Raw genomic sequence first — 22,323 nt, 5'->3', positions numbered from 1 at the left:
TGACGACTCCGCACAAAGCGGGCAGTGTGTCGACCAATGCTGGGGTGCTTGACGGGATGAAGTGGCCGCGTCATCCGATCCAGTAACCCGTACTAGATCGCCGTTCTACCATCAAAAGTAGAACGGCGATCTAGTGTTGTCAAGGCGATAGACTTGGACTATGGGATCGGAAAATGAGGTTGCAGGGGGAGGAAAGGGGCGGACGGCTCGACGCGTCGGTCTGAGCTCGGAACTAATAGTAGAAAGAGCGCTGCGCCTCACCGAAGAGCGCGGTTTGGCCGGGTGGTCGATACGTGACCTAGCCGCTGCGCTTGATGTCGTCCCATCCGTCGTTTACCACTATTTCCCAAAGAAAGACGATGTAGTGGACGCCGTCGTCGGGCAAATATGCGAACGCGTAGAAATGCCTGATCCACACCTCGGATGGAAGGAGTGGTTCACGGAGCTATGCCTTGCCATGCGACCACTTCTTCTGGAATACCACGGTGTTGCCGAGCATCTCACCACGGGACGGCTCACGGAGAGCGTGGTCCCTATCATCGATTTGGCTGCCGCCAAACTGCAGGAGGCAGGTTTTGGTGATTCGACGCCGCTAGTCTATTCGATGGTATTTGATGTGGCCGTCGGTGCCATTGCTGCACGGGATCGGCGCTCACCCAAGGCAAGGACCCCGGAGGACATGAAGGGTTTGATCGCGCGCTTGGAACCTCTTATGGAACATTCACCGGGGGTGAGTCTTATGGTGCATTCCTTTTTTGAGCCACTCACCGATGTGAACCAGGCGGATGCCATGTCGGATAAGTACTTTCGCCTCATTATCGAGTCGATCATCGACGGGATCGAACACGTGGTTCTGCCACGAGTAGGAAAGAAATAGTCCCAGGCCTTGAAGTCACGGATACCGCTAATGGTCCTGTTGCGAGTGAGAGAAATAAGCCGTGTGCCATGCCTTCCGCCGCGCCCGCTCCGTCGAGACGGGCACATGATTGCAACATGGTGGGAGCTGCTCCGAGGACTGCAGGGCGATAGGCTTGGGTCAGGTGTGTAACCAGCGATCTCCTGTGCCGTGACAAGCGATCTCAGTTCGGCGAAGTCCGGGCTTGCGGTGTTTGTGTGCAAGGTGCTTAGGTTGAGCAGGGACACGGCTACGTCGTCGGCAAAACAACAGAGAAGGACTGAGATGAGTATCGGCTCAATGACTCCCGTGGGGTGGGACGAGTTCTATCGCATTGCGAAAGACGCCGGCGTGACGCTCCCGCCTGAACAGTCGATCGCCTGGGATGCCTTTGACGAGGCGACGCCCGGGCGCAGCCCGTGGGGGCGTGTCGTCTATCGTGGCGGCGACGGTGCACCGCGCGCGCTTCTCGCACTCACGCGTATGGAGGTACGTGGTTTCCCGTACCTGTGGGCGAAACACGGTCCGGTTTGGTTGGGCGATGATCCTAGCCCCGAAGAAGAGGCTGACTTGCGGGAGTTGTTGATCAAGGGTGTGCGACACCGCGACCGCAGCATCGTTTTCGTCCGTCTGCACGCTATGCATGCTGCCCCCGACTGTCATGAGCTACTGCAAACGAAAACCTTCGATCGCACCATCATTCTCAATCTGGATCGCGACGACGACGAAGCCATTCTCGCCTCATTCAAGTCACGCGGCCGCCGTGACGTGCGCAAGGCCCTACGCAATGAATCATTGACCTTCGCTGACGAGACTGATCGCGCGGAAGAGGTCTTCGATGAGTTGTATGCCATCCTGACCGAAACGGGTGAGCGTGATGGATTCCGAGCGGCACCGAAGGAGACCTATCTGACGATGCTGCGTGCCCTCGGCCCGGAGCATGCCCGGCTTTATGTGGCACGTGAGAATGGTGGCCCGGCGCTGGCATGGGGGCTGCCGGTCCTATGGGAGGATCGCGCGATCTACTACTATGCCGCATCCTCGCATCAAGCTCGGCGGATGCTTGCCGCCGACGCCCTGCTATACAAAGAGGCATGCTGGTTGCACGAGCTCGGTGTGCGCACTTTTGACCTCATGGGCATCGACTCCGAGCGGGCGCCTGAGCTGGCGGGTGTGCGCATGTTTAAGTCCAAGTTTACGCAGGGCGAGCCGGTGGAGGTTGCCGGCGCGTGGGACGTGCCCGTGCGGCCGCGCCTCTATGCCGCATTAGTGCACGCGCTGAACGCCAAGCACACGTTAAGCGCCTTGCCTGAGAAGGCTCAAGGCCTCGCGGGGAAAGCGCGCGGGGGTATGCAAGCTCTGGTGGCTAAGGTCCGCGCGGAAGGGGGCGCGGTACGGGAAGAACACGCCGCCGGTGCTGCTGGCTCCGACGGCGCGGCGAAGGCCGTGGCAGATGTGCAGCCGGTAGCTACGCCGGGCGCGAAGACCGCCGACGCTGCTGGCGCGACCAACATTGCTGGCGTCAGCGATACTGCTGGTACGGCGGGTTCCAGTGCGACAGCGGACGATAACGAGCGGTGAGGCCTTCTCCTTCAAAATTGGGCGGCCTCCCGCGTGGGCTTCTTATAAGCGGCCTACTAGCCACCGCTCTGACACTGTTCTCGATGTTCTTTGGTGCCGGGAATCTGATTTTCCCGCCCATGCTTGGCGCGCAGGCGGGGGCGAACTTCCCGGCGGCCATTGCGGGATTCCTCATCGGTGCCGTGCTGCTACCGGTTGCCTCGGTAATCGCCGTCGCCGTTTCGGGTACCGATGCGCGCGACGTCGCCAGCCGTGCCGGGACGAAGTTTGGTGCGGCATTCGCGGTTCTGTGCTATCTCTCCATCGGAGCTTTCTATGGATTGCCTCGTACGGGAGCGGTTAGCTTCTCCACCGCCATTCAGCCGCTGACAGGTTGGAGTTCTGGTGGCGCCGCCGTCGGCTTCAACGCCGCGTTCTTCGCCGTCGCCGTCGTACTGGCATATAACCCGCGCCAGGTCGTTAATAGGTTGGGCAAAGCGCTGACTCCCGTTCTGCTCGTGCTTCTGGTACTGCTGGTATGGCGTTCCGTCAGTGGCAACGCCACAGATCGCGAGGCGGAGCAGGCGGCCGCCGACGTCGTCACCGGTGCGTACGCTTCGCATCCGCTGTCGGCCGGGCTGCTGGAAGGCTACATGACCATGGATTCGGTGGCAGCGCTGGCCTTCGGCATTATCGTCGTGTCCTCTCTGAAGTACCGGGGTGTGCGTGAGGGGCGGCCGGTTGTTTATGGCGCGGCGATTGCTGCGACCATTGCCGGAGCTTTACTTGCATTCATCTATCTGGGGCTCGGCTTGATCGGCCGGACAATACCGAACTCCGGCACGTATAACAATGGTGCTGCCTTGCTTTCCGACGCCGCGGGCTACGCTCTCGGTCGCCCGGGCCGGGTTGTCTTAGGCCTCATTGTGGTCCTCGCTTGCCTCACGACGGCTGTGGGCCTACTTGCAGCGTCTGGGCAGTTCTTTCACCGCCTTGTTCCGCAGGTCTCGTATCACGTATGGGTGCTTATCTTTGGTGCCACTTCCTTCGGGGTGGCGAGCCTCGGTTTGCGCACCGTTTTACGCGTGGCGGCGCCCTTGATCGCCTTCCTTTACCCGGTGGCGATCACGGTGGTTGTTGTGACGTTGCTGGATGCGCTGCTGCGCGCCGTCCTGCCCGGATACCGTCGGCTGCAGTGGGGATTCACCCTACCGGTGTGGGCGGCGGCCATCTGGTCCGCCCTCGTGCTACTGGAGGGCTTTAGCTGGGGGAATCCGCTAGTGGCGCCGCTGGTAAATTGGGTGCCGCTGGCAAGTGCGGGCCTCGGTTGGATTCTGCCGGTATGCCTGGCTTTGCTTGGCGGAATGATCGCCGATGCTGTTGTCGGTCGCAGTGTGATCCGGGGCGATAATCGGCAGGGCAAGCTACTGCGTCCGTCACAGGGCTAAGTGAAATGTGAGTCGCCCAGGCCAAGTGAAATGTGAATTGCGGGGTCAAGTGAAACGTGCGTTGCGAGGCTTGGTGATACGCGCGTTGCTAGGCTGATCAAAACGTGAAATGCAGGCCTAGATGAAGTGTGAATTTGTACGGTCAGGCGAAATGTGCGTTGCGGGGCCAGGCGATACGTGAATGGTCCAGGTACAGGCTGCGTGACACGCTTTAGTGCAGCGTGACTCACGCGGGTAAGCGCAGCACCGGTCGCGAGGCTAAGCGCAGTACCGACCACAAGGCCAAGCGCCGAAGCGGTGTGCCGACAGAGCCACGATGACCATTCCCAGCTGACTTTCGGTCAAGTGCTTGGTGTTGCACAGTTTACTAGCGGAGAGTGACGGTGCCTCTGAACTGAGGCCATTACGTCCGGCACAAGAGCGGAGGGCAGGTCAAAAGCGATGGTCGCGCAGACTGGTGGGATCGGCTTCGGGCACAGACGCGGATAGTGCGGGAAGTACCCCCGATAGTGGCGGCTGCCAGACGGGAGGAGCGTGAGGTATAAGGTGCTGGCAGGCGCAGCATTCTGCGCCTGCACGGCGGATTGCGCAGTTGCAGTGCACTTGGGTGGGCGCCGCGTGGGCAGACCGGCCTCATCGTGGCTACTTGTTCGTATTGCGACCTAATTGCCTGCTTGGCCGTATCGCTGGCTGTGAAATCAGACTGTTGTTGTTCTGCGGCAGGCAGCCGTCGATAGGGTTTTAACCCCGGTGCGGATGATCAAGGAGAGGGATGGTGAACAAGTGAAACGGAAAAGACTGCCCGTGCGTCTCACGGCGCTTGTGATGGCGGGAAGCACAGCTTTCGCATTATCCGGGTGTACCGGATCCAGCGATACGGACTCCACCACTACGGCCACGGCGTCGTCGTCGATGGACTATTCGGCGCTCGGCATTGATGAAACTGCCTGGCAGTATGACGAAGCCAATGATGTCTACTACCAGATCGGTGTCAGCTACGTGCTGACGCCGCAGGCCGCTGACTATGAGACGCTCGGCATTTACGTGCCCGGTGCCTATATGGACGCCACGGATAACGGAGACGGCACCTATACTGCGAGCATTAGATCAGACGGTGCAGTCGGCGATTTCACGGCGACGACGGCGCCGATCATTTTCCCGGTGAATACACCGGGCTATGCAGCGCAGAGTGCGCCACTAGAGTACAACTACGACAGCATCTCCGAGTATATGGAGGCTGGGTTCATCTACGTATGGCCCGGCCTGCGAGGCCGGGACTCCAACACCGATGACTACACTGGCAATGCTCCGTGGGGTGTCACCGACCTGAAGGCAGCTGTGCGCTACGTGCGCTACAACAGCGATAGTCTGCCCGGTAACTCGGAAGCTGTGTACGTCTTCGGGCATAGTGGTGGTGCGCAAAGTGCCGTCATGGGAGCATCCGGCGATTCCGAGCTGTACACTCCCTACCTCAACGAGCTTGGCGCCGCCATGAACGATGCTGATGGAAACGCGATCTCCGACGCCGTCGCCGGTGTTATGGCCTGGTGTCCGATCACCAACCTTGATGCAGCGGACGCCGCCTACGAGTGGAACATGGGGCAATTCTCGAATTCAGGTACGCGGGCCGAAGGTACCTGGACCGCAGCCTATTCCAGCGACTTAGCCGAGGCTTACGCGCAATACATCAACGGACTCGGTCTGACCGACGAAGACGGTAATGTGCTCATGCTGGACGAGTCCAACGAAGGCATCTACCTTTCCGGCACGTATTATGACTACCTGGTCTCGACGATTGAGGGATCGCTGAACGACTTCTTGGCCGAGACCGAGTTCCCGTACACGCCGTCTAGTAGCGAGATGGCGGGTATGGATGCGGGTGGTCCGCCCTCCGATGGCGAGGATTCGGGGAGTATACCCTCTGGCGGCGCCTCTTCTGATGGCGCTTCCTCCGATAGTCCACCTTCCGAAGATCTTCCCGACGACGCCAGCGGCGCCCCGGACGGTTCGAGCAGTGGGCCGAGCGGCGATGGGGGAGCTCCTAGTGGTGGCGCACCCGGCGGTGGCAACTCAACGGAGGATGCCACCACCTATGAGACGGTGCAAGACTATATTGATGCGCTGAACGCGGACGGTGAATGGGTGAGTCATGACGCCGATACCAATACCGCGACGGTGACAAGCCTGGAAGGCTTTATCACCAGCCAGAAGAATGCATCGAAGGATGTCGGCGCTTTTGACGGTGTTGACGCTTCCGCCACCGAGAATGTGGTGATGGGCTCCGGTGCAGATGGTCTGCACTTCGATACCATCGCCCGTGATCTGATTACTGAAAATGAAGAAGAGTATTCCTCGTACTCCGACTGGAGCGTGGATTACGCGGGGATCAGTATGACTCGGACTTTGAGACAACCGACTCGCTCGGCATTGATGTTGCGACACGCATGAATATGTACAACCCGATGTACTACCTGAATAGTAGTTACGACGGGTACCAGAGTTCCGAAGTTGCGCAGAACTGGCGTATCCGCACCGGCATTGCGCAGGGAGATACCGCAAATGCCACCGAGGTGAATCTGGCGCTCGCGCTGGAGAACTATGGGGTGGAGAACCTGGACTTCGCGACCATCTGGGGGCAGGGCCACACCATGGCGGAGCTGAATGGAAATGGCACCACGAACTTCATCCAGTGGGTGACTGAGAATGAGACAGGCGCCTAAGAGGTAGGTGCTAGAACTCGTTCATGGCACAATGCGCTGCCCGAGGTGACATGCCCCGGGCAGCGCATTGCATCAGCAGCTGTATTGCGGTGGTAACGAGCGTAGGGTAGGGAGGGGGAACGGGATACATGCAGCTCCGCGTGGAAACTGGTTTTTGCCGTTCGCGGCGAAGAACCGGGGAGCACGCAAAAGCTCGGCGGCTTTCGGCGTAGTTACCTCCGTCACTCCTACGGCAAGCGATCTCATTTGTTCCAAGCTCACTCCCGTGGCAAGCGGTCGCGCTGCGCGTAGGCCATGAAGCCGGTAACAACGACGACGACGATTGCGCCTAGCGCTATCGCAAACACCGTGCCGAAGCCTCCCCAGTGCTCAGCGACATATGGCCAGACAACATTTCCAGCGGCCCCGCCCAATGTTACTGCGACGGAAATCCGGGCGTAGAACACCGGATAGTTCTTTCCGGCACCGAATATGCGACGAGCAACCATCGGGCAAAGCACGAGCACTCCGGCAATGAAGAAACCAAAGATAAGGCTGCCGATCGGAAGCAAGATCGTCGAGGGGAACTGCCACACGAAGATGATTCCGAGTGCCCCGGCACCAGAAAGAACGGCAATGGCACGGCTGACGGATAGGTCGGAGAAGAATCCGAGGCCTATCTTGCCGATGGCGTTGCCTGCCTGCGCCACGGCAGCAAGCGTCGCGCCTGCGATGAACGCCTTTGTCGCAAGTCCCGAATCAGCCTGTTCATTGATCCAGCTGACATACCTCGGGAAATAGCCGGGGATCTGGCAGACGAGGTTGACGAAGAAGCCGAACACGATAACGATCCAGAACACGCTCGAGCGCATGCCGACCGATGGTCTGACGGAGGTGGGTTCTGCGACATTGCCATCGCTTGAATTGCGCGCCGCCTCGGCAGTGCCATAAGGCAGAAGGCCGCGTTCGGACGGATTGGAACGCACGCAGATAAGAATCACCGGAATCGTGACAACGAAAGTGATGATGGCAAAGACAAGGTAGGCGGTCCGCCATCCGTGCGTGGCAATGATCTTCTGAGCTAATGGCAGGAACAGTACTCCGCCAAGGCCCGTGAAGGCCGTACAGAAGCCAATAATGACGCCCACATGGGTCTTGAACCAGCGATTGACCAAGGTGGCGGTTGCCATGCCGAGCAGAACGATGTTCGAGAGTCCTGCGAGGAAACCGCCGACCCAGAACATCCAGGGACCTTGGGAGATGGAGAACAAGGCAAAGATGGTAGCTTCGAGAGTGGCTCCTGCGAGCAGGAGAGGACGGATGTCATATCGCGCGATTAGGCTACCCATCAGGGGAGAGAAAATCGCACACGAGATCAGCATGAATGACATCCACACGCTAATACTTGCTATCTCGACATTGAACTCGTTGGCAATTGGCTCGTAGAACACAGACGCGGAACTGATGAGAATCGCCGAAGGCACGCCGCACATCGTGCAGCAGGCGATGATGATGGGGAGATAGCTGGCGAAGCCCTTCTCCGTCAGCTGTTGGTCAGTTGTGGCTTGAGACATGATTACTTCCTTGGATCACGTGGAATGTGGAGGGACATGGGGATATGTAGTGTGGGGTGTGCGCCGTATGTCGTGCGTGGTCATAGCAGGCTCAGTCCTCGATCAAACGTGGGTCGGGTGGTAGAGGAGTGCGGGTGCGCGGTCCGTCCCATAGAACTGTGTCGATGAAGTCGATGATCCGATCCACGACCTTGTCGGTCTTCATTGAGGGATGTCCGTGCCCAGCGCCGCTGAACGATTCCAGCTTTGCACGTTTTTCGTGGCAGGTTTCGTTGACCTTGTTGGTCATAGCGGCCGATTGCGAAAACGGTACGACGACGTCCTCGGTTCCGTGCATGAAATATGCCGGTGGGAAGCTCTCTGTTACGAAGTGAATGGGGCTGCCATATGCTGCGGCTTCGGGGTTTCGCGAGCATTTGAATCCCATGACGAGGTTATGTGGGAAAGCCATGCCTTCGGCGGCGATATCGACTGCGCTGAGTGCTGATCCGGGAGTCACATCGGCGACGGCGGATTCCGGCAGTACGTTGCACAGGTCCACCTGGTACATGTCACTGGGCGCATAGAGGTTAATGAGACCTTGGACTGCGTCGGATTGTTCTGCGTTTCCAAGGTGCTCGCCGCGCTGGATATTGCGCCCGCCCAGTGCAGCTACCATGTTGAGGATATGACCACCAGCGGAGTTCCCCCAGGCGACGATTTTGTCGGTCTTGAGCTGGTACTCGGGCCCGTGCGCACGTAACCAACGGATGGCGGCGCGCACGTCGAACAGTGGCGCGGGCCAGGTGACCTGCGGCGCCAGCCGATACTCGATGCAGGCGACGGCGTAGCCCTGGGAAGGGAGCTTGAACACGCCGGGCATTGTGTTCTCGCGTTTATCGCCGCTGACCCAGCCACCGCCGTGCACGAAGATGACGAGAGGGAAGGGGCCCTCGCCGTCGTCGGGGAGCCAGATGTCGAGTACTTGGCGTGGGTCCTCACTGGCATATGGCACGTCGAGCCAGTGTCGGGAGAATTGCGCGGGATCAATCTGACGGAATGGCCCTGCCATTGTTGTCCTTTCATTCGGCGTCATTGTCGGTTGCTCCAACCATACGTGCTAGTAAAGGGTAATTCTAGGCTTAACGAACTAGATACTACAGTGCTGGAAGTGAGGTATGTCACTGCGCAAGAGGTAGGACATGCCGTTCGTAGCCGGAGGGTTATGCGCGGGCGGAGAGTAGTGCGGGCTGGCAGGGCGTTGCGAGTTGGGCGCCTGGTTGCAAGTGGAAGCATGGGTGCGAAAACGGGAGTGTTACACGAGGGAGACTAGTTCAGGACTGGGAGGGCGTTGTGAGTGTCGAGAATGGTTATGAGCTGGCGGGGCGTGGTGGAGGTGGGGACGTGGCGTGAATGTGGAGAGTGGTTATGGGCTGGCAGTGATCGGTCAGTGCGTGGTGGAATTAGAAGGGTGGCGCGGAGTTTGGGGTGTGTTGGGGCTGGGAGAGTGGTGCGGACCTGTGAGGCTACTGCGTGTTGGGAGTGTGGTTGAAGGCGGGAGCGAGTGGCGAGTTGGCGGAGCGACGTCGTCGGGACGGACGACCGGTTCGAGTTAGAGGCACAATCTGTGGCACAGCGGGGTAATTGCGGTCGATAACGGGTGTATGAAAATGCTCGGAATACCAAGGGAAAGGCATTACGGTAAGGCTCGGAATACTAAGGGGTGCTCGATGACTGATAGGCTCAGGCCATGACGGGAACAGATCGGACGTTCCCTGCTGACAATGCCCAGTACTTCGCCGACAATCGGGCCAACTGGGATGATCGCGCTGCCCTGCACTAATCTAGCGGCTACGGGATTGATGCCCTGTTAGCATCCCCGACGGCGATCTCTGTTGACATTGCCCCGGATCGGGAACGTCTTGGCGACTTGAGCGGACTGGATGTGGCTCACCTGCAGTGCCATCTCGGCGCAGACACCGTGAGCTTGGCGCGTATGGGTGCTCGCCGCGTTGTTGGGCTGGATTTGTCGGGCGAATCCTTGCGCCGCGCCCGTTCCATTGCCGAGCGTGCCGGTGTCGATATCGAATTCATTCAGGCCAACGTCTATGACTCAAGGCAAGTGATCACAGGGGACTTTGACCTCGTCTACACATCCCTTGGCGTTCTGTGTTGGCTTCCGGACATTATGGCTTGGGCGAAGGTCGTCGCCTCATTGCTGAGGCACGGCGGCCGACTAGTGTTGCGCGATGACCACCCGGTTTTCCAGGCTGTGGGTGATGATACCGCTCGTGGCCTTACTCTCCATGCGCCATACTTTCAACGCCGCTTCCCCATTACTTGGGAGGACAGTGGGTCGTATGTTCAGGCCGATTCCGGCTTACCCGCTATCTCCCATACTGTGAGTCACCAGTGGAATCACGGGGTTGGTGAGATCCTCACCGCGCTGCTCGAAGCTGGCATGCTCATCGATGAGGTTACGGAGACGCGCTACTCCGCGTGGTGCCGCTGGCCCGAGATGATGGAGCCCTGTGCAGAAGGCTACCGTTTTATTGATGCGGAGCTACGTGATCGTCTTCCGCTGCAGCTTGCCGTCGTCGCCCATAGAGCGCGTTGATCCGGTGAGCCCAGCGGGACGGTTCTGCGCGGCGGATATCACTCTTGCTCACCGGAAGGCAGCTTGCGCCGAACGGGCACTGCTTTTCGCTCGGGCCGTGGCTTGTGGCGAGCAGGCCGTGACCTGCCTTCGCCCAAAGACCGCCCTACACTTCAGTATCAAACGCTTCAATCAGGTCGTAGCCTGACGCTACTAACGCCACATGCTCGGCTAAATCGGGCGGCAAATGTTTCCGCTGACTCTCGCGCGTAATGCAGGTGGGAGAGCCGGGCGCGATTATCACCCAGTTGGCAGCTCGTGCCGCTTCGACCAGCAGGTCGCAGACCCGATCACCGCCGAAACGCTCTGCAGTCATGGAATCTTCGAAAAGGCCAATGGTTGCTTTTATTTCCGGACCCTTCAAATGCAGGTGGAGGTGGTTCGTGGCGTTTACGAGTTCTTCTTCCACGTTGTAGGGGTCTTCTGGTGAGGGCAGTCTAGGAGTGCGGGGCTGTGGGTCCTCTTCCACGATGTAGGGGCGTAGGACTTCGTAAGCATCGGCTTTGCCATCCCCACGCACCTCGCCGTTGTGGAAGCCACCGGCAACAATCATGAAGGACACAAGTTGCATCATATCGCTCTGTGCTGCATGCCGCGGCGTGGGGAGACGCCCACCTGGCCCCCGAAGCAGAAGGAGAAGCCGGTGCGTTCCGCCGCGGCGTGGGGAGACGGGTGGTAGGAGGGGGTGGGATGGGAGAAGATGGAATGGGGGAGTCAGGCGCGGCCTTGAGGGTGGAGAAGTGGAGGTTTTTTCAAGAAGTGTCGCGAAAAGACCTCCACTTCTTGCTGGGCCCTCCATTTCTTGGCGCCCAGCGCACCCAAGCGCACCGTGCGCGCTGGTAGCGCGGAACCTTCTCATCATGTTCGACGACGACTACGCTATCGCCCACGCGCGCGCTGGTAGCGCGTTTTGACTTCGTAACTGAGGAAGAGCGCCAACAGCCAGACAGGCCCAACCACCACGGCCACCTGATGGTCGGGAAGCACCGCCATAAGCACGGCGACCGCGCCCAACATGGTCAACGCGAAGGCGGTTGCCAACCGCCCTCCGGGCAGCTTGAAGCGCAACTGAGCCACCTCTTTCGGGGTGAGCGACTGCCGGAACTTGAGCTGGGTGATGAGGATCATGGCCCAGTTGATAAGCGCGGAGGCAAGCGCAGTGGACATGAGAACAGGGAACGCGGTGTCCGGTTGTGCGAAGGCAAGGATCACCGCGCCCACGGTTACCACGGAGGAAACGAGAACGCCGAGAAGCGGGACGCCTCGTCCCGATAGTTGGCGGAAAGAACGTGGTGCATTACCCTGCCAGGACAGCGAGTACAACATGCGGCCATTGGAGTACAGCGCCGAGTTGTACACGGAAAGCGCGGCCGTTAGCACTACCAGATTGAGAATATGCGCGGCTACGCCAATCCCCACGGAATCGAAGATCTGCACGAAAGGACTCAGTTTCCCGTCGATGCGATTCCAGGGGACGACCGCCATGATAACGAGGAGCGCACCGATATAGAAAATGAGGATTCGATAGACAACCTGGTTGATAGCACGGGGAATGGAACGTTGTGGATCGTCCGCCTCGCCAGCGGTAATGCCAATGAGCTCAATGCCACCGAAGGAGAACATCACCACCGCCAGAGATTTCGCCATGCCGCTCACGCCATGAGGGAAGAAACCGCCTTCGTTCCACAGGTGGGAGAAACTGGGGGCCGGCAGGCCTGCGCCGGGATTCGTCCCCATGATGATGACGACGATACCCAGCACGATCATGCCGATAATCGCAATGACCTTGATAAGGGCGAACCAGAACTCGAACTCCCCGAAGGCTCGCACGCCGACAATGTTGACAAAGGTAATGATGAGGAGAACAAGCGCAGCCGTCAACCAGCGCGGGACGGTGGGGAACCAGTAGTTGATATAGACGCCAACAACAGACAACTCAACCATCGAGACGGCGACGTAGTTGAACCAGTAGTTCCAACCGGAGATGAATCCGGCGCGCGGACTCCAATACCGATAGGCATAGGCGCTGAACGCGCCAGAGGTGGGGGACTGCACGGACATTTCGCCCATCGCCCGCACGACGAAGAAAATCGTTACCCCGCCCAGCAAGTAGGCAAGCAGAATCGAAGGACCCGCGAGAGTAATCGCATCAGCTGAACCATAGAACAGCCCGGTGCCAATGGCTCCTCCCAGAGCAATCATCTGGATGTGACGGTTGCTCAGCGCGCGGCGCAAGGCGGGCTCGGCAGAGCTTCCGACTTCGCGAGCATCTACTGCGCGCGTGGATGCCGCAGAGTCGCCTCCCGCAGCTTTCGGAGTAGTCATGGCAGTTTCTCCTCCCGGTCTGGACTACCAGTCTGCCAGTTCCGTACGTCGCGATAACAACATGCCCGGCTTGCGGCGGGAACCCCTTCGGGTGTCCGTAGAGCAGTACGCGTCCCGCCCGCGTGCACTGGGTAGAACCGACGGCGCCTATAGCTGTGACCTTCGCCAATGAACCCCACCCGCCTGCATAGGTATCGCACCACGACGGCGTCGCCCGCTGGAACTTCAGTCGTGCTCTTTCTCGTCCGAGTCAAGGCATCCCGCACTCGCCCTAAACCAAGCAGTACGGCAAGTCAGATCACCAGTTGCGGTAGATCCTCGGTGATGACCTGTTCGTAGTAGTCGTCCGGGTCGAGCCGCCGTAGTTCTTCCATCAGGCAGTCCTGCACGGAGCGTGTCGGTAGGTTGACATCTGCGGTCTCCAAGCCGGGCCGGTCGAGTTGTGCAACGGCAGAATCAGCCCGGCGGCTCAGAGTGACCCGGGTTCCGTCGTCGAACTCAAAACTCACTGCGGTGATGGTTTCCGCCTCAGTGTGGGTCTCCCGGACTGTCTCCACTCCGAGTTGTCTGCCCAGCCACGCAGCCATCAGGAAGGAAGAAGGATGGGTGGCGTGCCCCCGCACAACGACTCGTACCGGCATGTGATCGAGTTGCTCGACGACGGCAGCTAGCAATGCACGCCATAGCGTTACACCCGCCCAGCTCAAATCGGTGTCTCCCGCCGTGTACACCTCGGCAAGGTGGAGCAGCGCCTGGACGGCATCATCCGTGGTGCGCGAGTCGGTAATACGCCGAGTGGCGATCTTCCCCAACGGGTGCTCGCCCGGGTTATCCGGCGGGGTATCCGGCCAGTAGGTTACCACCGGAGTATCCGATAGGAGCAGTGGCATGACTAAAGAGTCCAGGTCGCTGGCTGCCTCTCCGCGCGGTTCGAGTACCACGACATCAGACGGTCCGGCAGACTCTCCAATACGTACCTGCGCGTTAAGACGTGCCGGGGTGTCACGCTGCTCGGTATCGACGACGACGATCACGCGGCACGGGTGCTCCCGTGAGACGGCGTCGGAAATCTCAATGGCACGATCAACATCGATTAAATCCGGCACCACGATGATCAGGGTCAAAACCCTGCCAAGGGCGGCGGAGCCGCGGTCGGAACGCATCTCGACGATACGTTGGGCTACCTCCGACGTCGTCGTGTTTTTCAAAGTGATAATCACGGTATCCTCCACGTACGTCCATCGCGGGCCAGCATGTCATGCGCCGAATCGGGCCCCCAGGAGCCTGGCTTATACGGCTCGGGAGCACTGCGCTCGGCCCAATACCGCAGCACCGGGTCCAGAATCTGCCAAGAAAGCTCCACCTCCCGCTGATGCGGGAAAAGCGGCGCAGAACCCACGAGGGCATCAAGAATCAGCCGCTCGTATGCCTCCGGGGAATCCTCAGTGAAGGCGTGCCCGTAGTTGAAGTCCATGGTGACATCCCGCACTTGCATTTCTGTGCCGGGAACCTTTGCACCAAACTTAATCGTCATGCCCTCGTCTGGTTGGACGCGGATCACCAGAACGTTCTGCCCGGACTCGGCAACGTCGGAGTTCTCAGAAGGCACATGGGCCGCGCGTTTGAAAACGACGGCGATCTCCGTAACACGCTTGCCGAGCCTTTTCCCGGTTCGCAGGTAGAAGGGGACGCCCGCCCAGCGTCGCGTGTCAACGAATAGTTTCAGTGCCGCATAGGTCTCCGTATGCGACTCGGCGGGGATACCATCCTCGTCCAGAAAACCTTTTACCTCGGCGCCTCCCTGCCAGCCGGCGGCATACTGACCATGGGCGGTGGTGGAGGCCAGATCTTCGGGCAGGCGAAGTGCGGAGAGGATCTTCTCTTTCTCCGCTCGAAGCGATTCGGGGGTAAATCGCACCGGCTCTTCCATGGCAGTCAGTGCCAGGAGCTGCAAAAGATGATTCTGGATGACGTCGCGCGCCGCTCCGATGCCGTCGTAATATCCGGCGCGGGTGCCAATGCCGATCTCTTCCGCCATGGTGATCTGGACGTGGTCAACATAGTTGGCCTTCCAGAGGGGTTCGAACATGGTGTTAGCGAAGCGGATCGCGAGGATATTCTGGACGGTTTCTTTGCCGAGATAGTGATCGATACGGAATACATCTGATTCGTCGAAGGCTTTTCCGACGACGTCGGAGAGTTCGCGGGCCGAGGCAAGATCCTGGCCGAAGGGCTTTTCGATGATGACACGGCGCCACGCATTTCCCTCGCGCTGGTTGAGCCCGTTATCAGCGAGATTCTGGCAGACCACGGGGAACCATCGCGGCGGGATGGACAGATAAAAGGCATGGTTGCCACCTGTACCGCGGGACTGATCAAGTTCGGCAACCGTCTCGGCCAGGCGTTTGTAGGCGTCTGGATCGTCAAAGGAACCGGAGACGAAGCGCAGGCCGGATGCCAACTGCTGCCAGGTGCGCTCGTTGAAGTCGGTACGTGAGTAGTTCTCAATCGAGCTGCGGACGAACTCCTCGAAATCCTCTCGGTCCCAGTCGCGCCGTGCAAAGCCGGTCAGGGCAAAGGCAGGGCTGAGAAGCCCGCGGTTCGTGAGGTCGTAGATGGCAGGGAGGAGTTTCTTACGTGCTAGGTCGCCTGTGATGCCGAAAAGAACGAGTCCACACGGTGGGGCCATATGAGGAAGCCGCCTGTCGCGTGGGTCGTGTAAGTCAGGGGTGGGAGATTCTGATTCCACCAAGTTCCTTCCGTGGGTCTACATTCCGTTGGTTTACACGCCAGGTGCTAAACCGTATCGACGCGCCCGGTAAACACATGGTTATGGCCGCCACGTGTTTTATGACGGGCACATACGCATTTGGTCACGTATGAGTATAGACATCACCCACGACCGGTCTAGTCGTGGCGGCACCTGCCGATAATCAAAGGGTTTGCGCGGTTGCGTGAAGCACGCGCCAGCGGCGATGACAATACGTGGACGCCAATGAATGCGGATGCTGCCGAGGCGGCTAGTGCAGTCAACCGGGGGCGGTGCGGAAGTAGCAGGGCCTAATTCACGGCGTGCCGCGTTCTCCAGTTTCCGTCGTATGTTCCCGCCCCGATAACGTGCACCGGTTGTCCCGATGGTGGGCCACGCGGTCCAGCACCTACCGCGTATCGGGTCGCCCCGATAACGTGCACCGGTTGTCCCGATGGTGGGCCGCGTTCCCTGGTCCCGGTGGCGTGCTCTAGGTCTGGTTGTGTGGCCCGGCAGGGTGGATGCAGGTGTCAGTCGTCGAGAAGTTCGCGCAGTACTTCCTCGGTGGCGGCAGTTTGTGCCTCCCGTGCCTCGCGGTGCCCTCGCTGAACGAGCGCCGTCACCGAACCGATTAGCCCACCCCAGATGATGAGAATTGATACCAGCATGCAGACGATTGCTTCGGGAGCCATGTCATTTCACCTCCGGGTCGTGCGTGTTTGAGGTGTCGGATAGTGCTTGCGCGGTGTTGGAGTCAAAGGATGGTGCGACGTCGGGAACATGTGTTGCCGGATCAGTTCGTACTGCCGGAGCGGTAGCCGCGGTTGCAAGCTCTCCTGGTGCGGCGTCGTCGTGAGATCCGGTACGAGTAGCGGTGCCGGATGAGGTCTGCGTGGCGATGCGTGCCTCTTCGCCCGAGCCTGCGCGCCGGGTCCTCTTCCTATCGCTGAGCTCTAAAGGCACGAAGTCGTCGACGGGTGTGCGCCAGGGAAGTAGTGTTAACACCGCCACCAACACTGCGCCCACGAAAAGCGTGCCCCAGCCAAGTACAAGCTCGAAACTGGGCGAATAAGCGTAACCGTCATGCACATAGGACCAGGCAGTCTGAACAAACATGTATCCGAGCAATATCGGTACGACGACGGAGACCAGAACCCTCCACCAAGCGCCAATCAGATTCGTCTCCGAGACGTGATCGAGATGCCGTTGCAGGGTACGGGTGCGCCGCAACACGACGCCGACGCCAACACACATGATGATGGCCGAGCCAACCACGCCAATGTTGTTGATGAAGGCGTCAACGATATCGAGATTGTATTCTCCCGATGCGGTGCCAAAGAGGAGAAACGACAGCGCGGCCGCCGGAAGGCTCACGACAACCGTTGCCACCGGTGTGGTCAGATTGAATTTCTCCGCGATGGCGGGAGAAACGACCTGGATAATTGAGATAAAGGAGGTCATGCCCGCCATTGAGAAGGAGGCGAAGAAGAGCACGCCGAAGACGGCTCCGCCTGGCATCTGCGAGATCACGGTTGGGAAAGTGATGAAGGATAGAGAGATGCCGCTAATGCCGGCGTCGGCCAGGTTGGTGCCCTGTGCCTGCATCATGAAGCCGAGGGTTGCGAACACGCCGATGCCGGCCAGAATCTCGAAGGAGGAATTGGCGAAGGCAGCAACCAAACCAGTACCTACCAGGTTGGAGCGTTTGCGCAGGTAGCTGGCGTAGGTCAGCATGATGCCGAAGCCGACTGACAAGGAGAAGAATATCTGCCCGAAGGCGGCCATCCACACTCGGTAATCCGTCAGCGAGGACCAGCGCGGGGTGAATAGGGCATTGAGTCCGTCCATGGCACCCGGCAGGAAGAGGGCTCGGATCACCAGAGCGACGAACATGACGACCAGGATGGGCATGAAGAAACGGTTGGCGCGTTCCACGCCGCGGGTCACGCCCAGTCCGATAACGACGATGCCGAAGATCCAGACGATTGCCAGCGGAATCGCAACCCCGGCAACCGGAGTGGCGGAGAACACAGGGGTTCCCGACTCCGTCAGCTCGCCAACGCTGATAAAGCGGGTGAAGAATCCTTCGGCGTCGTTCCCCCAAGCCTCGTTGATGGCGAACAGTGTGTAACGTAGCGCCCACGCGACGATAACTGCGTAATAGCTCATAATGATGAAGCAGATGAAGACCTGCCACCATCCCAACCACTCGAAGCGGCGCGCCAGCCGCCGGAAAACTGTGGGCGCGGAGCCGCGGTAGCGGTGCCCCAAGGAATAATCCAGGAAGAGGATGGGAATGCCTACGAAGAGTAGAGCCACAATGTAGGGAATGATGAAGGCGCCGCCACCATTCGTGTAGGCGACGCCCGGAAAACGCCATATATTTCCGAGGCCGACCGCAGAGCCGATGGCAGCCATGAGGAAGCCGAGCTGACTGCTCCATTGTTCGCGGCCGACATCCGCCGCGGCGGACCGTGAAGTGCGTGTAGACATGAGCTCTTTTCGGTAACGCGGCGTGCTTGGGGCACGCGCATACGGGCGTGGATGCGGGCGAAGCCACTGTGGCAACCGTAGCCGGGTGTTGAGCCGACGGTGGTGTGTAGCGGTATTCTGCCCCTACGCTTCGAGCGTGACCCGCGGGATTACCGGGTGCGCGCTCCGTGCCATCCTGCCTGTAGTTCGGAGGGCACATTTGGTCTCGCGCCATATTACGCGTTTTGTAGCCGTGTTGCTGTGAGCTGCATTGCGCTTCTACGGTGCTACCCGAGATTGGCAAACCTGCGGCCCCGGGATCGCAACTGCCCGGATGCCAGGGGCGCGATGCCAGATGTTCCACGCGTGAGGTTCGCGAATCAATGCTCGCGGGCGCGGTCGGATTCCTCACGCAGGATGACGGAGAAATCGTGTTCTCCGAGTCCCGCACGCTGCGCGCGTACCAGCGATTCGAGCGCAGCCGTTGTGGCGGGTAGTGGTTCGTTGGCCGAGTGAAGCATTAGTCGGGCGTCCTTAGCTATGGCATTGGCGCTGAACTGCGCATCGGCCGTATCGCGCTCCAGGGCGAAGTCACGTTTGAATCTTGCCATCCAGCTCAGTGATGTTCCGGCCAGCAGATCCAGCACGCGGTCGGGGGAGAAGCCCTGCGATGCACCTAGACGTATCGCCTCGGCAACTCCCTGCGCGGTCACAGCGAGAGCGAGATTTGCCAGTAGCTTCGCTGTGGCTGCTTCAGCGGCGGTTTCCAGAGGCCTGAGACGCGACGGGTCGGCGTACGCGCTGACGGCGCTGGTAACGAGCTTGCGTGCCTGTGGGTCGGTACCACCCACGTAAACGCCGAGCGTTCCGGCTCGCGCCGGTCCGAGCGTACCGACGACGGGAGTATGTACGTACTTGATGTGGCGATCCTCGGCCCAGTTGGCCGCGGCTGCAGCATCCGCCGGGGAAATGGTGGTGATATCGGCCCAAGTCACACCGGCGGGCAACAGATCTGTTCCGAGAACGACATCCCGAACGGTATCTGGACCGAAGAGGCAGGTCATCACCAGGTCAGCGTTGACGACGGCATCGGCGGGACTGGCGAAGGTGGCGCCGGCGTCCACGACCGGCTCTGCCTTGGCAGCGGTCCGGTTCCATACCCGTAGTTCGTGACCGGCGGCGAGAAGACGCAGTGCCAGTTCGGTTCCCATTCGGCCTGTGCCAAGAAAAGCGATTCGCATATTAGCAGCCTAGGCAATGATCTTGCAGTGAGATAAGCATTTCACGATGCGGAAAGTAGTGTGGTGAAAGATGTAATAAGGGTTTCCATGGCGGGTGTGGCGTGCGCAGGGTGTGGGGCAATTTAGCGGGTGAGCAGCGATGTCTGCGACTCGGTTTTGACGGGCGCGGTGCCGTCTATATGCGTAGTTGATGTGATATAGAGGTGCACGACATGGCCTGAATGTGACTAAGCAGACGTCAGGTTGGCGAGGCCGGATGCAGCGGGTGGCGATATCGACATTGCCTCCTTCGCCCTGGATTTCACTCGCGCACGCCCGGCAGCACGAAGTGTGATCCTGGTACAGATGGTGCCCGTGAGCGGCCAAATCTATCCCGGCAAAGGGAAGGTCGTTGGCCGGTGTGGAGCGGCTGTTGCTGTGATGGCCCAATAGGGTCGGACTACGAGTGGTGGTGCCGAGTTGTAGGTGTGCAGCTGCTACCGAGTTCATAGGTGCGCCGTCGTGTCGAGTCATAAGCGCGCATATAGTACCGAGTCATAGGTGCAGGTAGACCAGGTGATCGGTACGAGGCGCTGGCACCACCGATACGCCGGTGTGCGAGTGGGGATCTACTTGAGGCGAGACGCCGGGCCCGCAATCCGCATACCGGTGGCGAAATGTTAGCTGGGCAGCAAGCTATCGCCCCTTGTGGAAGGGCGACTGTGGCCGCTGCCAGTTCTGTCGCTGCTGGGGTGTGCCGGGCTGGCCCCATGCGTTGGAACCGGGTTGCGCTTGCGTTGGAAAGCTCTGCGCGGCACCGGGCTTCCCCTGCAGGGAAGCCGCATTGGCCGCTCCCGGCACGGTGCTAGCCGACTCCGCTTGCTGCGCAGGTGCAACATAGGGTTGTTGTGCCGTGTACCTCTGTGGAGCCTGCCCGGCAGATGCGGCCCCGAAGCCCTGCGTAGGAGGCACTTGCGGCTGAACGTGTGGGTTCTGATAGCTTCCGTGCGGTCCAGCGGGCGAGACGTGCCCCTGCAGACCCGCACGATGAACCAGAAAGTTCTGCAGCTCTGCAGGATTGGGCCAGTGCCCGTACTGCTGCGCGAACTCATGCCGGATTTCCAGGGCCGAGACATCGAAGCTTCGTTTGTTAAGCGATAGCGTTGTGCCATCGCTGGACACCACGGTGAGTTGTGGGTTTCCGTACTGGGAGATAACCCTGTAGGTGGTGATATCCGCGTAGCGGATGCGCTTGCGCCGTCCGAATGCAGTCGAGAAGTCGATTGCGTCGTCGCCAACGCTTATCCACCAGTTGCGGTACAGAATGGCAAAGAACAAACCGGTCAGCATCATTGCCAGGCCCGCAATAAACATGCCGATCCAGGCATCGTCACCGTCATTCGCTGCGGTGAGAGCCACCGCTACGAATAGGAGGCCTATCAGCAGGAAGAGGATCCCAATGACAATTATCAGGCGGGGCTGCCGGATACGGCTTGGATCCTTCGCTGAGCGGTTCGGACGGCGACGCGTGAGCATACTGACCATATAGGTGATGCCGACGACGAGTAGGATGATGAGTATTCTGAAGAGGATCTTATCCATCCCCCCACCATACAGGGAATGAAAGATTCGCAACAGTACGGGATGTCTGCAGTGCCGACTGCAAACTCGGCAAGACAACAGTAGTGCGCCTGGTAGAGGGGAAAAAGTATGTCGCGACTACGTACCACCGAACCCGCCCGACGGAATTTCCGCGTCGCTTTCCTTATTGGCCTAATGGCCGGGGTGTTCTCCGCCATTGTGAAGTTTGGCTGGGAAGTTCCCTTTCCGCCGCGCACTCCGGAGCGTAAACGTGCTGGCACTGCCGGGGTATGCCTGGCCTGCTCGGCAGAGGCATGGAATGGAAGGAAGAGATGAATAAATCGACCACGTTACCAAGCGCGACGCGTGAACAACTCTGGGCAATATGGTTCTGGCGGCTACTGATCATGGCTGCTTCTGGCGTGGCGCTGTATTTGATGTACAGCGACGACTTCACACCGGAGGGCATACTCGACCAGACTCTCTACTTCACGACGCTGTCCACACTGATGGTGTTTCTTGTCAGTGCGGGATACGTTCTACGCCCGCTTTTTCTGCATGGCACTGCGCGCAGCAGAATCGAAGGCAATGTTCCTTGGTTGCGCGGAATTGCCACCTGTATGACCGCCTTCACCGGCATTATCTTCTTCTTCCTGCTGGGAGGAGAGTATCCGGACCTGTCCGGCAAGCTTGCGCATGTGGCCTGCCCGCTTATGATGAGCGTCGATTGGCTGTTCGTCGGACGAAATCAAGGGAAACTGCGCATCTGGGTACCCCTGACGTGGATGGCGGTGCTCGTGCCATATTTGTGGGCGTATTCCTGGGATGCGCATCGCGACGGCGAACCCATGTATCACTTTCTGAACCCGCTAGAGCCGGGTTTCTTCAAGTGGTGCGCAATCATGGTTGTTGCCTTTGCTGCGCTCTCCTACGCGGTGTGGGGTATCGGACGACTACGAGGAAGGATTCTGGCCAAGTAGGCGGGTGTGCGGTCCTCGCAGCATCGGTCGGTAACGCGTCGCACGCGGAAGGATACTCAGCGCGGCGCAGAAAAGGCGACTGCCCGCACAGGGAGATAGCATTCCCTGGAACGTGCGACCTATATCGCCATGTGTAACAACTACTGTCCTCGATCATCGCAACAAGTTTTCGGTGCGGCGGTAGG

Annotated in this window: 17 protein-coding genes and 1 pseudogene; 8 read left to right on the top strand and 10 right to left on the bottom strand. The window is 59.6% G+C overall.

What is annotated here, in order from left to right; all coding sequences use genetic code 11:
- The first annotated feature begins 160 nt into the window (after positions 1-160).
- From EKN07_RS02965 to EKN07_RS12945, 5 genes are all read left to right on the top strand, one after another.
- A complete protein-coding gene (locus EKN07_RS02965) occupies positions 161-877 on the top strand; it encodes a TetR/AcrR family transcriptional regulator (RefSeq protein ID WP_108715120.1) in 717 nt (238 codons plus the stop codon).
- 303 nt (positions 878-1,180) lie between these two features.
- The gene (locus EKN07_RS02960) at positions 1,181-2,476 is read left to right on the top strand and encodes a GNAT family N-acetyltransferase (RefSeq protein ID WP_108715121.1); all 1,296 of its coding nucleotides are present in this window, start codon (positions 1,181-1,183) and stop codon (positions 2,474-2,476) included.
- Entirely contained in the window at positions 2,473-3,903 is a 1,431-nt protein-coding gene (brnQ, locus tag EKN07_RS02955; RefSeq protein WP_346962686.1) for a branched-chain amino acid transport system II carrier protein, read from the top strand. Before EKN07_RS02960 ends, brnQ begins: the two co-directional genes overlap by 4 nt.
- Before the next feature lie 783 nt (positions 3,904-4,686).
- Complete coding sequence (locus tag EKN07_RS02950; protein WP_241228111.1) at positions 4,687-6,351, top strand: subtype A tannase; 1,665 nt, start codon at positions 4,687-4,689, stop codon at positions 6,349-6,351.
- Positions 6,348-6,623, top strand: coding sequence for a hypothetical protein (locus EKN07_RS12945; RefSeq protein WP_126145590.1), 276 nt, complete (start codon positions 6,348-6,350; stop codon positions 6,621-6,623). Before EKN07_RS02950 ends, EKN07_RS12945 begins: the two co-directional genes overlap by 4 nt.
- A 257-nt stretch (positions 6,624-6,880) precedes the next feature.
- Here the strand turns inward: EKN07_RS12945 and EKN07_RS02940 are convergent, their stop codons facing one another.
- Together EKN07_RS02940 and EKN07_RS02935 are read right to left on the bottom strand one after the other, a co-directional pair.
- On the bottom strand, positions 6,881-8,176 hold the full coding sequence (locus tag EKN07_RS02940) for an MFS transporter (RefSeq protein WP_108715124.1): 1,296 nt from the start codon (positions 8,174-8,176) through the stop codon (positions 6,881-6,883).
- 91 nt (positions 8,177-8,267) lie between these two features.
- Positions 8,268-9,227: an alpha/beta hydrolase gene (locus EKN07_RS02935; RefSeq protein WP_164505435.1), complete on the bottom strand. Its 960-nt coding sequence runs from the start codon at positions 9,225-9,227 to the stop codon at positions 8,268-8,270.
- 873 nt (positions 9,228-10,100) lie between these two features.
- On the opposite strand from EKN07_RS02935, the gene EKN07_RS02930 reads away from it, so the two are divergent.
- Positions 10,101-10,772 carry a class I SAM-dependent methyltransferase gene (locus EKN07_RS02930; RefSeq protein ID WP_346426231.1) on the top strand — a complete coding sequence of 224 codons (672 nt, stop codon included), beginning with the start codon at positions 10,101-10,103 and terminating at the stop codon, positions 10,770-10,772.
- A 145-nt stretch (positions 10,773-10,917) separates the two neighbouring features.
- Here the strand turns inward: EKN07_RS02930 and EKN07_RS02925 are convergent, their stop codons facing one another.
- From EKN07_RS02925 to EKN07_RS02890, 8 genes are all read right to left on the bottom strand, one after another.
- On the bottom strand, positions 10,918-11,373 hold the full coding sequence (locus EKN07_RS02925) for a hypothetical protein (protein ID WP_126145589.1): 456 nt from the start codon (positions 11,371-11,373) through the stop codon (positions 10,918-10,920).
- A 317-nt stretch (positions 11,374-11,690) separates the two neighbouring features.
- Positions 11,691-13,136 carry an amino acid permease gene (locus EKN07_RS02920; protein WP_205647305.1) on the bottom strand — a complete coding sequence of 482 codons (1,446 nt, stop codon included), beginning with the start codon at positions 13,134-13,136 and terminating at the stop codon, positions 11,691-11,693.
- 293 nt (positions 13,137-13,429) lie between these two features.
- Positions 13,430-14,356, bottom strand: a complete 927-nt coding sequence (locus EKN07_RS02915) for a glucose-6-phosphate dehydrogenase assembly protein OpcA (protein WP_108715127.1) — start codon at positions 14,354-14,356, stop codon at positions 13,430-13,432.
- Positions 14,353-15,885 carry a glucose-6-phosphate dehydrogenase gene (gene zwf / locus EKN07_RS02910; protein ID WP_126145588.1) on the bottom strand — a complete coding sequence of 511 codons (1,533 nt, stop codon included), beginning with the start codon at positions 15,883-15,885 and terminating at the stop codon, positions 14,353-14,355. The genes EKN07_RS02915 and zwf overlap by 4 nt, the downstream gene beginning before the upstream one ends.
- Positions 15,886-16,415: 530 nt before the next feature.
- Positions 16,416-16,577 carry a methionine/alanine import family NSS transporter small subunit gene (locus EKN07_RS02905; RefSeq protein ID WP_108715129.1) on the bottom strand — a complete coding sequence of 54 codons (162 nt, stop codon included), beginning with the start codon at positions 16,575-16,577 and terminating at the stop codon, positions 16,416-16,418.
- 1 nt (position 16,578) lies between these two features.
- Complete coding sequence (locus EKN07_RS02900) at positions 16,579-18,378, bottom strand: sodium-dependent transporter (RefSeq protein ID WP_108715130.1); 1,800 nt, start codon at positions 18,376-18,378, stop codon at positions 16,579-16,581.
- A 359-nt stretch (positions 18,379-18,737) separates the two neighbouring features.
- A complete protein-coding gene (locus EKN07_RS02895; RefSeq protein ID WP_108715131.1) occupies positions 18,738-19,598 on the bottom strand; it encodes an NAD(P)-dependent oxidoreductase in 861 nt (286 codons plus the stop codon).
- A 675-nt stretch (positions 19,599-20,273) separates the two neighbouring features.
- Complete coding sequence (locus tag EKN07_RS02890) at positions 20,274-21,179, bottom strand: DUF6560 family protein (protein ID WP_108715133.1); 906 nt, start codon at positions 21,177-21,179, stop codon at positions 20,274-20,276.
- A gap of 108 nt (positions 21,180-21,287) precedes the next feature.
- Between EKN07_RS02890 and EKN07_RS02885 the strand changes: the two are divergent.
- A pseudogene (locus EKN07_RS02885) lies at positions 21,288-21,425 on the top strand (DUF1440 domain-containing protein); the annotation flags it as partial.
- Positions 21,426-21,490: 65 nt separating this feature from the next.
- On the top strand, positions 21,491-22,138 hold the full coding sequence (locus EKN07_RS02880; RefSeq protein ID WP_108715134.1) for a hypothetical protein: 648 nt from the start codon (positions 21,491-21,493) through the stop codon (positions 22,136-22,138).
- The last annotated feature ends 185 nt before the right edge of the window (positions 22,139-22,323 follow it).

It is taken from the genome of Actinobaculum sp. 352, assembly GCF_003957265.1.
Taxonomy (GTDB): Bacteria; Actinomycetota; Actinomycetes; order Actinomycetales; family Actinomycetaceae; genus Asp313.
This window is presented reverse-complemented; position numbering and strand designations above follow the sequence as displayed.

Bases quoted from the DNA above. Each gene is read 5' to 3' on its own strand.
- EKN07_RS02890 (WP_108715133.1), bottom strand. From the start codon at position 21,179: ATGGATAAGATCCTCTTCAGAATACTCATCATCCTACTCGTCGTCGGC.
- EKN07_RS02880 (WP_108715134.1), top strand. From the start codon at position 21,491: ATGAATAAATCGACCACGTTACCAAGCGCGACGCGTGAACAACTCTGG.
- EKN07_RS02900 (WP_108715130.1), bottom strand. From the start codon at position 18,378: ATGTCTACACGCACTTCACGGTCCGCCGCGGCGGATGTCGGCCGCGAA.
- EKN07_RS02960 (WP_108715121.1), top strand. From the start codon at position 1,181: ATGAGTATCGGCTCAATGACTCCCGTGGGGTGGGACGAGTTCTATCGC.
- EKN07_RS02940 (WP_108715124.1), bottom strand. From the start codon at position 8,176: ATGTCTCAAGCCACAACTGACCAACAGCTGACGGAGAAGGGCTTCGCC.
- EKN07_RS02965 (WP_108715120.1), top strand. From the start codon at position 161: ATGGGATCGGAAAATGAGGTTGCAGGGGGAGGAAAGGGGCGGACGGCT.
- EKN07_RS02905 (WP_108715129.1), bottom strand. From the start codon at position 16,577: ATGGCTCCCGAAGCAATCGTCTGCATGCTGGTATCAATTCTCATCATC.
- EKN07_RS02920 (WP_205647305.1), bottom strand. From the start codon at position 13,136: ATGACTACTCCGAAAGCTGCGGGAGGCGACTCTGCGGCATCCACGCGC.
- EKN07_RS02935 (WP_164505435.1), bottom strand. From the start codon at position 9,227: ATGGCAGGGCCATTCCGTCAGATTGATCCCGCGCAATTCTCCCGACAC.
- EKN07_RS12945 (WP_126145590.1), top strand. From the start codon at position 6,348: ATGAATATGTACAACCCGATGTACTACCTGAATAGTAGTTACGACGGG.
- EKN07_RS02895 (WP_108715131.1), bottom strand. From the start codon at position 19,598: ATGCGAATCGCTTTTCTTGGCACAGGCCGAATGGGAACCGAACTGGCA.